Source organism: Pseudomonas edaphica (assembly GCF_005863185.1).
Lineage (GTDB): Bacteria > Pseudomonadota > Gammaproteobacteria > Pseudomonadales > Pseudomonadaceae > Aquipseudomonas > Aquipseudomonas edaphica.
On sequence record NZ_VBVZ01000148.1, the window covers coordinates 1 to 12,077 of the forward strand.

Below are 12,077 nucleotides of genomic sequence, written 5' to 3' on the forward strand. Positions count from 1 at the left end.
ATCCATGCGCATTTCGCTACGCGCCCGGCCTTGTATTCCGTGGTGTTCAATGCGCTGCGCAGCCGCATCCTGGAACGCTATCCGACACTCAAGCTGGACCTGTCCACGCTTAAGCTGGCTATTCCACACCCGGACGGCGTGTACACCTACAGACCGCTGATGGAAATCGCCATCGCCCATGTGCTCAACCCACAGTTGCTCGACCTGCGGCCCAAACGCGAACTGGCGTACTATCTGACGCAACAGATCCCCACGATCCTCAAGCCTGATGCCCCGACGCTGATCGACATGCAGGCAATCGCAAGCATCATTGATGACCTGCCCGAATCGATTCACCTGTATTTCCAGGCGGCGCTGGCCGACTATTGGAGCGAAACCGACAGCCATGGCAGCAGCCGCTGGCAGTGGCTGGGCGAGTTTCTCAACGGTCGGATGACCGCGAGTGCCACGAGCGGATCGAGCTTGAACCCGACCCAGCAGGACATGCTCAGGGTCGTCGCCACCTGGCCGACACAGACCGAGCGTCTCCCCAAATCTTCGCCCGCCACTTATGTTTATTTTGTTGAGAACACACTCGTCAATGCCGACCAGGAAGTTCGCCTGCTGACACCCGACCTGCTGCTGGTGCGCGACAAGCAGGTGCTGCTGTACAGCGTGGCCGGGGATATTCAGGTGTTTGACGGCCTGGATGAATTCGGCCAGGCCTGGGCAACCAGCATGCAGACGCGGTTCCAGTTCGACAGCCTCACCTGGCGACGCAATGAACCCGATGGCAACGTGTTCGAGCAACAGGCCGGCCTGATCCTCAATCAGCAACTGGAAGACCTGGCGACGTTGAAGTTTCAGGGCCAGGACGAAGTGACCCTTGGGCGACGCCTGGAAAAACTCACCGATCCGGCGCTGCTGTTTACCCAGGTGCCGACAGCCGCAACGGCGACCTTGCAAAAGGTCGATGAGCACCTGCCACCGTGGCTCGCTCAAGCCAACGACGCTGACCGCTTTGCCTACCATCGCCACCTGCAAGACATGGCACAGGTGATGCGGCAAAACCAGGGTCAGGCGTTCAATGAGGGCATAGAAAACATCTACAGCTTCAGTCGCGATGCGTTGCGCAAGCAGATGCAAACCGATCATGGCGACTGCGACCCCGATGAGGTAGTGCTGGACTTTGCCGTGGCTGCCGGCTACCCAGGCGGTGCTGGCATTATCGAGCATGTGCGCATGTCGCTGACGGAACTGGCGCTGAAGAACCTCGCCGGCAAGCCTAAAGGCACACTCACGCTGTTTTCCAAAAATGCAACGCCCCTTCCAAGCTGGCTCAACGCAGACTATCTGTTGGGCAGTACCGGGCTGATCCAGCGCGTCGATATCGGCACCATGTACCCGCAAAAAATCAAAGACACCTTGTTGTCCGACACGGTTGACGCACGGCGCCGGGAAACCCTGTTTACCCGTGAACTCAAGGTCAAGCTGCCGATGCAGGCGCTGGAATACAAGATCCGCGGGCAGCATGGCGTCACCGTCACCGGTTATCGCTATGTGAAGGCGTTGATGGGCGAGATGCCCTCGGACAGGGTCGTCGACGAGCAGGAGATTGTTTTGCGCCCATTGGCCCTGTGCCGCAAACCCGGCGCTGCGCCAGATGAGGTCAATAATGCGTTTATTATCGAACCGCGTGATGCGCGTGTCGGCCCGCACCTGCTGTACCAGCCGCTGTATGCCGACGCCCTGCATGAATACCCGACCCGCCAGGCCCTGCTCGACGCACTGGCCGTACCCGGCGCGCTGCAAGACACAGTGCTGGCGTGGCTGAGCGACAAGGCCCGCCCCATCTACGAGCATGGCGGCATCAAGGAACCGCACATCATTCGCTTCCTGCCTGGGGACGAATTCAGCCTCCCTGAAAATCCGGCACCTGCGACCCTGGCCGTGGATGAAGGGGCAGGCGAATGGCTGCAATCGCAAGTCAACGGTCAACTGCTCAATCATCTGTTCGGCAGCACGGCACGGGCCCTGGTCGACCTGGCGGACCGCGAGTCGGTGTCCAACCACGAAAGCCGCTGGGCCGTGGTGATGGAAGGCGCATGGCTGCTGTTCAATACCCTGCTGTTACCGCTGGTGCAGGGCCCGGCCATGCTGGCTGGCTGGTTCCTGGTGCTGGTCAGCAGTCTGGAGCAGGATCTGGCCGGCCTGGACAGCGATAACCCCACCACCCGCGAGCTGGCACTGATCGATCTGTTGCTCAATACCGCGATGGTGCTGCTGCATGCCGCCGCGCCCGCCAATCGGTCCCAACAGCCCTTGTCCCAACCCTCCGCGCAGGAGCACGCCCTGCAACTGGAAGCCTGGCGCCGCGCGGCGGGACGGCCACCGGCGCAAGCGGCGCCACAGGTGCGCCATGGCGCCGTGGCGCTGCCCGGCGAGCCACCCGCCACCGGCCACACGGCTCTGGACTTCAGCCGCTCGATTGCCAGCCCCCGGGCCGGCGCCAAGCTGCTCAACGCGTTACTGGAAGTACGGGTGCCATGGCCTGAAACGTTGCCGCCCGTGCAGCTCAGCGGTGCGCTTAAAGGGCTGTACCGCATTGACGGGGCCTGGCACGCCAGCGTCGGCGGCCTGCTGTTCCAGGTGAGCGTGGTACCGGGTTTCAACGAGGTCTACCTGGTGCATCCGCAGCACCCGCAGCGCCCCGGCTTCAGGTTGCTCAGCGACGGCCAAGGGCATTGGCGGCTGGACCGGCATGCCAGGCTGGAGGGCGGCATGCCCAGACAAAGAGTGGCTGCGTTAATCGATCGCAAGAAACAACGGCTGGCACAACTGAACCCAATGCTGGAAGTTCATAGCCGTGAATTAACGCCGATGGCGAACCATCTGCAGCAGCTTCTTCAAGCCGTGACCATGGCGCGCACTCAATTGGCTGAACAGAAACTCGCCCTCAGAAAGGACTGGGAAATGCTCAACAACCCCGGACTGTTGCCGGCATTGCAACCCCGGATCGCCGAGCGCCATGCGCAACGCCAACGCTCCACGGCGCGCGCCAGAGTTCAATGGGATATCGCCGTCGACAATTACCGCACAAATGCGCAGGGGCTTCTAACCGGGCTGCAACAGAGCGAAGCCATGGCGACGGAAATGATGGAGCTGGACAGAACAGAGCCGACATACAAAGAGGCACGCGATAACGCGACGGCGAATATTTACAAGCACTGGTTGGCGACTTATGCGCACCAGCATCAAAAAATCGCCGACACGCTGGAGACCCAGCGCGGCGAAAGCTTTTCAGCGTTGCTCAAACGTATCGACAGGGAACTGCCCAACTACATCACTGATGGCTATGACGAATATATCAGCGCCGCAACGCAGCGACTGGAGGCGCTCAATGAACTGCTCGAGAGCGCAGAAAAATGCGAAGCCATCATGCAACAAGCCAGCCCGGCACTGCGTGAAAGCTTGTTGAAAGAGCATCCAGAATTCCAAAACATTTCCTCGCTCGTCATCAAGCAGCACATCCTGTTATCGCTGGTCGAGGTGCTGCTCAATCGCGCGCTTGACGCCGATAAACCCCAAGAGCGTCCGTTCCTGGAACTCCTCGCCGACCGCCAGATCTACGCTACTGTCAACGCACACACGGAAATGCGCACGACTGCCGGTTACTCCGAGACGGAGCAAATCAACGTACTCAAGGATGTGCTGCAGCGCTATGAAAGCCTGGAAAACGCCGTTCTCTCGCTGACGGACATGGACTGTGCGCTGCTGCGAGAGCAGTACCGCGCGCCATTTGTGCAGCAACTGAGCGAGGCCCGCACCAGCCTCGAAGCGCAATTGGCCAACTTGATCCTGGTTGAAGAACGGCTGGCCCCCAGGCCCGCCCGCGACAAAGCCAAGCGACAAAAACCGGCCAGCCGACGGGTCATCAAAACCGCCGACAAGAAAAGCCTGGTCGGCGACGTGCGTACCGGCCAGGCTGATGAACCGGGCAATTACGTCGACATTGTCGACACGCTTACCGGCGCCATCGTCGCTACGTACCACGAACACGCCAGCGAAGGCGTGTGGAAAATCGTCGAGCCCGCAAGCGTGCCGACCAAAGCGCCCACGCCCGCGGCTCGCCCATTGAGAAGAATCAGGGCAGATGCCCAAGCCATCAAGGCTCAGCGCGCAGGCATTGATGCCAGCATTCGCTTCCAGCAGCGCAAACTGTTGGAGCCCAGTCAACGTGAGGAAGTCGATCCCCATGATTGGGATGTAATGTTGAGCCAGCACGCGGCCAAATTCGAAGCACTTGCCGAGGAACTCAAAAGCGCGACCGACGAACCCGCCATTGACTTGAGGAACAGCTACCGCGAAGAGGCCAGAGCCGCAACAGCCCAGGCTCGGCAGCTGTGCGCCGAAGGTTACCTGCTGCAACGCCCCAAAGCCGCTAAGGTCGACTATCTGCAAACTCATGGTTTTGTCGACATCAACCTGGTGAAAAAACGCGTGCCGCTGAAGGCCGGCGACTACCTCACCGAATATGTCATACGCGACAAGCGCAAAATCAAGCCCGGGCAACGGTCGGAAGATGCGGACCTGTGGTTCGCGCATTTCCATTACCGATCCGTCGAGTCGCCGGCATCAAAACCTGACTTCGGCCACTTGAAGACCCCGGCGGAGCGGCGCTTTACCCGCAAGGAACTGATTGATCAAGCCAGGGCAAACAACCGCGCCGTGATCAACCTGGACAAGGCCCTGATTGAGGCGCCGCTGGATCAGAAACTGTTCTTGATCCTGGAAGTGTAAGGTTGTTCTGATCGTTCCCTCCCGTGGGAACGATCAAAAAGCAGAGTTCAGAGGGATGATACAAGCCAGTCGCAGGCGGCCCGATTGTCTATGCTCTGTAGGACAGCCTTGCGGACGAGGGTTTTATGAACGATCCAGCCAACAACAAGCCGCCGACCTTCTGGCAGATGCTGCACAGCATCATGGCGGCGGCCTTCGGTGTACAAAGCGGCAAAAACCGCGCTCGAGATTTCACCCATGGCAAACCCAGTCATTTTGTCGTACTGGGTATTGTGTTTACGGCGGTGTTTGCGCTGACGTTATTTGGCATCGTCAAGCTGGTACTGCACCTGGCCGGGGTTTAATGCAACAGCAGTTGCAGGCTGAACGGGTAACGGTAGGACACGGGCTTACCCACGGCTGACAGTGCGCGGAAATCCACCGCTGGCATTGGCCCTGACAAACGTTTTGATTGGTTGACATCAATCAGCTGGAATAACGCCTCTTTACGGTCACGCCCGCCGTAGGCGCCAATATCAAGCCCTTTGGCGTCATCATTGATCAGCACCATCGCCCAGCCGCCCAGGGTGAAATGCCCCGCGACCAAAGTACTCAGGCGCCCATCCAGGCGTGCCTTGAGGATGTCGGGCGAGCTATTGATCGCGCTGAACAGCGCGTCCTTGCCAGGCACACGACCGCTGTCTTGCAGCGCCTGCATGGCGCCCAATGCCATCTCATCATTGGCCGACCACACCAGCGCCGTCTGTGGGTAGCGTTTGAACAGTTGCGTGGCTTGTTCAAAGGCGCGCTGGCGGCTCCACTCGCCGTAGACCAACTGGCGCAGGCGCACTTCGGGGTGTTCGGCCAAGGCGCGGTGCAACCCTTGTTCACGCAACTGTGCGGCTGGCGTGTTCTTGGCGCCGGAAAACGCCAGCAGGTCCAACGAAGTGCCCGGCGTCACCGGGCCGTGGTTGCGCAACAAATCGGTGAGCATCAGGTAACCGGCTTGCTCGTCGTCGGCCACCAGGCTGCCGATCCAGCGGGCATCTTTATGCGCATCGAGCAATTGCACCTGATCGGCAGTCAGTGCGTTATTCACGATCAGCAACTTGACCCCACTGCCCTGGGCCAAACGCAATATCTGCGGGGCGACGTATTGCTCGTTGACCAGCACCAGGTAATCGGGCCGCTCGCTGCCTTGCAGTGCTTCGCGGGCCTGGGCCAAGGTGTTAGCGGCGCTGCGCTCGGAATAACGCACGCGCAAATCCAGGCCGAGGTCCTTGGCAGCGGCCTGCATAAATTGCGCATAGCTGACCCAGAAGCTTTCAGCGGACGTGCCCGGGTTGAGAAACACCACTGAGGTAGCCTGGGCCATCGCCCCATAGGCCACGCCCAGCAACCCCACACACGCAATCAGAACCTTCAGCATGGTTGTTTGTGCCTCGAATGTTGATCGCCATCATAATGGCAATGAGACAGTCAATCGAGGTTCAATCAACCTTCTTTATTGGTGGCTAACCCAGAACACGGCGGTTCCAACCACCAAAATTATCAGAAACAGAATGGCCCAGGCATCAACGGTACTGTCAGGTTTACGTGCTTTGGTTGAATTGCTCATCGCATCGCCTCTTGTCGGTTTTATAGGTGATTGCACTAAGACTCGACGACAGTAAAGATCATGATTGCCCGCATGACAAATGTGGGTATCGCGATAACGGTTCTCATTAGTCAATTTGGTTATTTACATATACTCAAACATCACTTTTGCGCATAAACGCAAACTGGTATCGTGCGCCGGCTCCGTTGGGAGTGCGCGGCCGTGCGCGCAGATTTGCCGAGAACAGGACCTATATGTACGTATACGACGAATACGATCAGCGCATCATCGAGGACCGCGTCAAGCAGTTCCGTGATCAGACCCGACGCTACCTAGCAGGTGAACTGAGCGAAGAAGAGTTCCGCCCTCTGCGCCTGCAAAATGGCCTTTATGTTCAGCGCTTTGCGCCGATGCTGCGGGTTGCCGTGCCTTATGGCCAACTGACTTCGCGCCAGACGCGCATGATGGCCAAGATTGCCCGCGACTTCGACAAAGGCTACGCCCACATCAGTACCCGCCAGAACGTACAGTTCAACTGGCCGGCACTGGAAGACGTGCCGGACATCCTGGCTGAGCTGGCCACCGTGCAGATGCACGCCATTCAGACCAGTGGTAACTGCCTGCGCAACGTGACCACCGACCAATTTGCCGGCGTTGCCGCTGACGAGCTGATCGACCCACGCCCGTGGTGCGAAATCGTGCGCCAGTGGACCACCTTCCACCCGGAATTCGCCTACCTGCCGCGCAAGTTCAAGATCGCCATCAATGGCTCGACCTCGGACCGCGCAGCGATCGAAGTGCATGATATTGGCCTTGAGCCCGTGCACAACGCCGCCGGCGAGTTGGGTTTCCGTGTGCTGGTCGGTGGCGGCCTGGGCCGTACACCAGTAGTCGGTGCGTTCATCAATGAGTTCCTGCCGTGGCAGGACCTGTTGAGTTACCTCGACGCCATCCTGCGGGTCTACAACCGCTATGGCCGTCGTGACAACAAGTACAAGGCCCGGATCAAGATCCTGGTCAAAGCGCTGACCCCTGAGGTATTTGCCCAGAAGGTCGACGCCGAGATGGAACACCTGCGCGGCGGCCAGACCACCCTGACCGAAGCCGAAGTACACCGTGTAGCCAAGCACTTCGTCGACCCTGAGTACAAAGCCCTGAGCAATCAGGACGCCGAACTGGCTGCCCTCGACCAGCAACACCCAGGTTTCGCCCGCTGGCGCACGCGCAACACCCTGGCGCACAAAAAGCCGGGCTATGTGGCCGTGACCCTGTCGCTCAAGCCAACCGGTGTTGCCCCGGGCGATATCACCGACAAACAGCTGGACGCCGTCGCCGATCTGGCCGAGCGCTACAGCTATGGCCAACTGCGCACCTCCCACGAGCAGAACATCATTCTCGCGGACGTCGAGCAGAGCCAACTGTTCACCCTGTGGGGCGAACTGCGCGAAGGCGGTTTTGCCACGCCGAACATCGGCCTGCTGACCGACATCATCTGCTGCCCGGGTGGCGACTTCTGCTCCCTGGCCAACGCCAAGTCGATCCCGATTGCCGAATCGATCCAGCGCCGTTTCGACGACCTGGACTACCTGTTCGACATCGGCGAGCTGGACCTGAACATCTCCGGTTGCATGAACGCCTGTGGTCACCACCACGTCGGCCACATCGGCATCCTGGGCGTGGACAAGAAAGGCGAAGAATTCTACCAAGTGTCCCTGGGTGGCAGCGCCAGCCGCGATGCGAGCCTGGGCAAGATCCTCGGCCCGTCCTTCGCCCAGGAAGCCATGCCTGAGGTGATCGGCAAGCTGATCGACGTGTACATCGAACAGCGCACCGAAGATGAGCGTTTCATCGACACCTACCAGCGCATCGGCATCGACCTGTTCAAGGAGCGCGTCTATGCAGCGAATCATTAAGAACAACGAAGTCCTCGACGAAACCTGGCACCTGCTGCCCAAGGACGCGAGCTTCGACGGCATCTCCAACTGTGACGACCTGATCGTGCCGCTGGCCCTGTGGCGTGAACACGGGCACGCCCTCAAGGCCCGCGACGGCGGCCTGGGTGTGTGGCTGGACGCCGACGAGGAAGCCGAAGAGATCGGCGACGACGTGCAGCACTTCCAGGTGATCGCCCTGAACTTCCCGGCCTTCACCGACGGGCGCAACTATTCCAACGCGCGCCTGCTGCGTGACCGTTATGGTTACAAGGGCGAACTGCGTGCGATTGGCGATGTGCTGCGCGACCAGCTGTTCTACCTGCGCCGTTGCGGGTTCGATGCCTTCGCCCTGCGCGCCGACAAAGACCCGTATGAAGCGCTGGAAAGCCTCAAGGACTTCTCGGTCACGTACCAGGCTGCCACGGATGAACCGTTGCCGCTGTTCCGTCGCCGCTGAGCCTGCTGCTGTGAAAAACCCTGGCTTGCCAGGGTTTTTTTATGCGCGGCGTTTAGTCGGCCCCGTGACGCAATCTTCACATTCAAGGGTGAACATCCGCGGTGTTCGAACTGTCCTCTACTGATCAGCAGCCTTTAACCTCACTGACGATTGGAGTTCTTCATGGCGAAAATCAACCTGGCCCAGCAGTTGGCGACCACCCTTGAACAGGCGGGCATCAAGCGCATCTGGGGCCTGACCGGCGACAGCCTCAATGGCCTCACCGACGCCCTGCGCACCATGGACAGCATCGAGTGGATGCACGTGCGCCACGAAGAAGTGGCCGCCTTCGCCGCCGGCGCCGAAGCAGCCGCCACTGGCGAGCTGACGGTATGCGCCGGCAGTTGCGGGCCGGGCAACCTGCACTTGATCAATGGCCTGTTCGACTGCCATCGCAACCATGTGCCGGTGCTGGCTATCGCGGCGCAAATCCCCTCCTCCGAGATCGGCTTGAACTACTTTCAGGAAACCCACCCGCAGGAACTGTTCAAAGAGTGCAGCCACTTTATCGAGCTGGTCACCAACCCTGCGCAGATGCCCCAAGTGCTGCACCGCGCCATGCGTTCAGCGATCCTCAACCGCGGCGTGGCGGTGGTGGTGATCCCAGGCGATATCTCGCTGCTGGAAGTCGAAGACAAACTCAAGCCCTGGCCGGCCCTGCACGCACCGCGCACTTTGCCGGCGGAACAAGACCTGCAGCGCCTCAGCGAGATCCTGCACAGCAGCGAGAAAGTCACCCTGCTGTGCGGCAGCGGCTGCGCCGGCGCCCACGACCAGGTGGTAGCCCTGGCCGATGCTTTGGGCGCGCCAGTGGTGCACGCCTTGCGCGGCAAGGAGCATGTGGAGTGGGACAACCCGTTTGATGTGGGCATGACCGGCCTGATCGGCTTCAGCTCCGGTTACCACGCAATGCTCAACTGCGACACGCTGATCATGCTCGGCACCGACTTCCCCTATCGCCAGTTCTACCCGACCGACGCCAGGATCATCCAGGTCGACCGCAACCCGCAGGCGCTGGGCCGTCGCGCCACCCTGGACCTGGGCATCGCCGCCGATGTGAGCGAGACCATCGATGCGCTGTTGCCACGCCTGACGCGCAAGGCCGACCGCAGCTTCCTCGACACCTCGCTCAAGCACTATGAAAAAGCCCGCCAAGGCCTGGATGACCTGGCGCAGCCATCGAAGGCCGACCGGCCGATTCACCCGCAGTACGTGGCGCGCTTGCTCAGCGAGCTGGCCGACGACGATGCGATCTTCACCGCCGACGTCGGCTCGCCCACCGTCTGGGCTGCGCGGTATTTGAAGATGAACGGCAAACGCCGCCTGATCGGCTCGTTCAACCACGGCTCGATGGCCAATGCCATGCCACAAGCCATTGGTGCACAGGCAGCATTTCCTGGACGGCAGGTGATCTCGATGTCCGGCGACGGTGGCTTTGCCATGTTGATGGGCGACTTCATCTCGCTGGCGCAGTTGAAATTGCCGGTGAAGGTCATTGTGTTTGATAACTCGTCACTCGGGTTTGTCGCCATGGAGATGAAAGCCGCCGGTTACCTGGACACCGGCACCGAGCTGAAAAACCCGGACTTTGCCGCCATGTCCAACGCCATGGGCATCCTCGGCATTCGCGTGGAGCAGTCCGAAGACCTGGAACCGGCCTTGCGCCGCGCCCTGGCCCATGACGGCCCGGTGCTGGTGGACGTGGTTACCGCTACCCAGGAACTGGTGATGCCGCCGACCATCAAGCTGGAACAGGCCAAGGGGTTCAGCCTGTATATGCTCAAGGCGGTGATGAGCGGGCGTGGCGATGAAGTGATCGAACTGGCGCGCACCAACTGGTTGCGCTGAGCCTCAGTGCCAGCGAACAGCGCCGTAGCGGACCACCACCTGGGTGACGACCTCGACCAGGCGCGGGTCCGCCTCCGGGGCGCTGAACAGGCGGAACTCGGCATCGGGCAACGCGGGCAAGCCGTGTTCGGCGCCGAGTATCGCCAAGCCCGGCCCGACCTGGCTCTGCGCCATCGGTGCAATCGCAAACCCGGCCGCTGCGGCGGCATGCAGCGCCGCGTAACTGCTGCACTGCATGGCGCTGCGCTGGGCGATGCCCGCTTGGGCAAGACGCGTCAGCGCCGCCTCGCGATACGGGCAAGGCTCGGGAAACAAGGCCAGGGGCAACGGGTTCGGCAAGGCTACGAGCGGCTGCCCGGACCAGGCCCACACTAACGGCTCACGCCATAGTGCCAAACCTGGCTCACTGGATTCGCACAACGAGCCGACCACCACCTCCAGCTCACCCTGCTTCATCAAACTCAACAACGAACCGGGAATGCCCACTTGCACGCTGATGTGCATGCCAGGGTATTGCGCCGCGACGTTTTGCAGTTCACGTAACAGGCGCGCATCCGCGAACTCCTCCGATACGCCTACGCGCAGGTTGCCTTTAATCGCCGAGCGCGTCAGCTCGGCCCAGGCGTCCCGGTTCAACGCGAGGATGCCACGGGCATAGGCCATCAGCCGTTCACCATCGGGCGTCAATTGCTGGGACCGGGTGGTGCGGGTGAGCAAGGGTTTGCCCACCTGTTCCTCCAGGCGGCGCAAATGCCCACTGACGGCCGACTGGGTCAGGTGCAGGCGCTCTGCGGCGCGGCTGAAACCGCCCTCATCGACCACTGTGACGAAGGTTTTGAGCAACAAGGCATCGAACATATTCTGATTTGTGATCAATAGATGATTTAAATACGATTTATATTTCAATGCTCGCTATGTTGCAATGCCCAGGTCAACTTTCCCGAGGCCACCATGACCACACTCCTGCACATCGAATGCTCGCCGCGCAAACAACGCTCCGCGTCCCTGGAGATCGCTCGTCAGTTTATCGCTCGCTATCAGCAGAACGCCCCGGACACCCAGGTGCTGACCCTGGATTTATGGGCGCTGGAGTTGCCGGAGTTCGACGGGCCAGTGATAGACGCCAAATACGCGGGCATCGCGGGTACGCCGTTAAGCGCAGAACAAAGCGCTGCCTGGACGACACTCACTGCGCTAGCGGCTCACCTGCATCAAGCTGATGTGCTGGTGTTTTCGGTGCCGCTGTGGAATTTCGCGATTCCCTACAAGCTCAAGCACTTTATCGACGTGGTATCACAGAAGGACGTGCTGTTTGAGTTCAGCCCGGAGCATGGAGTGCGGGGGTTGTTGCATGACAAGATCGCGGTGAATGTGTATGCACGGGGGATGGATTTTTCGGCACCTGGCGCGCAGGGGATGGACTTTCAGAAGCCCTATATGGAGG

The 12,077-nt window shown here is 60.4% G+C and carries 8 protein-coding genes; 6 read left to right on the forward strand and 2 right to left on the reverse strand.

Annotated features, from left to right (window positions below; genetic code table 11):
• Both FEM54_RS12100 and FEM54_RS12105 read left to right on the forward strand, forming a co-directional pair.
• Positions 1–4,779: dermonecrotic toxin domain-containing protein (locus FEM54_RS12100; protein WP_138451062.1), on the forward strand; the 4,779-nt coding region annotated here is incomplete at its 5' end.
• A gap of 125 nt (positions 4,780–4,904) precedes the next feature.
• Positions 4,905–5,123, forward strand: coding sequence for a DUF2970 domain-containing protein (locus FEM54_RS12105; protein WP_017136917.1), 219 nt, complete (start codon positions 4,905–4,907; stop codon positions 5,121–5,123).
• Here FEM54_RS12105 and FEM54_RS12110 read toward each other — a convergent pair.
• Positions 5,120–6,187, reverse strand: coding sequence for an ABC transporter substrate-binding protein (locus FEM54_RS12110; protein WP_138451064.1), 1,068 nt, complete (start codon positions 6,185–6,187; stop codon positions 5,120–5,122). The genes FEM54_RS12105 and FEM54_RS12110 overlap by 4 nt on opposite strands.
• A 422-nt stretch (positions 6,188–6,609) precedes the next feature.
• On the opposite strand from FEM54_RS12110, the gene FEM54_RS12115 reads away from it, so the two are divergent.
• The 3 genes from FEM54_RS12115 (at position 6,610) to poxB (ending at position 10,633) form a co-directional block, all read left to right on the forward strand.
• Positions 6,610–8,268 carry a nitrite/sulfite reductase gene (locus tag FEM54_RS12115; protein ID WP_099549122.1) on the forward strand — a complete coding sequence of 553 codons (1,659 nt, stop codon included), beginning with the start codon at positions 6,610–6,612 and terminating at the stop codon, positions 8,266–8,268.
• Positions 8,252–8,746, forward strand: coding sequence for a DUF934 domain-containing protein (locus tag FEM54_RS12120; protein ID WP_017136920.1), 495 nt, complete (start codon positions 8,252–8,254; stop codon positions 8,744–8,746). The genes FEM54_RS12115 and FEM54_RS12120 overlap by 17 nt, the downstream gene beginning before the upstream one ends.
• Positions 8,747–8,908: 162 nt before the next feature.
• Positions 8,909–10,633, forward strand: a complete 1,725-nt coding sequence (gene poxB, locus FEM54_RS12125; protein ID WP_099549123.1) for a ubiquinone-dependent pyruvate dehydrogenase — start codon at positions 8,909–8,911, stop codon at positions 10,631–10,633.
• A gap of 3 nt (positions 10,634–10,636) precedes the next feature.
• On the opposite strand, the gene FEM54_RS12130 is transcribed toward poxB, so the two are convergent.
• Positions 10,637–11,491, reverse strand: coding sequence for a LysR family transcriptional regulator (locus FEM54_RS12130; RefSeq protein ID WP_017136922.1), 855 nt, complete (start codon positions 11,489–11,491; stop codon positions 10,637–10,639).
• Between the two features lie 93 nt (positions 11,492–11,584).
• Between FEM54_RS12130 and FEM54_RS12135 the strand changes: the two genes are divergently transcribed.
• Positions 11,585–12,077, forward strand: a 493-nt coding sequence (locus tag FEM54_RS12135; RefSeq protein WP_138451065.1) for an FMN-dependent NADH-azoreductase, incomplete at its 3' end; no start/stop codon positions are given.

Bases quoted from the DNA above. Each gene is read 5' to 3' on its own strand.
- FEM54_RS12105 (WP_017136917.1), top strand. From the start codon at position 4,905: ATGAACGATCCAGCCAACAACAAGCCGCCGACCTTCTGGCAGATGCTG.
- FEM54_RS12110 (WP_138451064.1), bottom strand. From the start codon at position 6,187: ATGCTGAAGGTTCTGATTGCGTGTGTGGGGTTGCTGGGCGTGGCCTAT.
- FEM54_RS12115 (WP_099549122.1), top strand. From the start codon at position 6,610: ATGTACGTATACGACGAATACGATCAGCGCATCATCGAGGACCGCGTC.
- FEM54_RS12120 (WP_017136920.1), top strand. From the start codon at position 8,252: ATGCAGCGAATCATTAAGAACAACGAAGTCCTCGACGAAACCTGGCAC.
- poxB (WP_099549123.1), top strand. From the start codon at position 8,909: ATGGCGAAAATCAACCTGGCCCAGCAGTTGGCGACCACCCTTGAACAG.
- FEM54_RS12130 (WP_017136922.1), bottom strand. From the start codon at position 11,491: ATGTTCGATGCCTTGTTGCTCAAAACCTTCGTCACAGTGGTCGATGAG.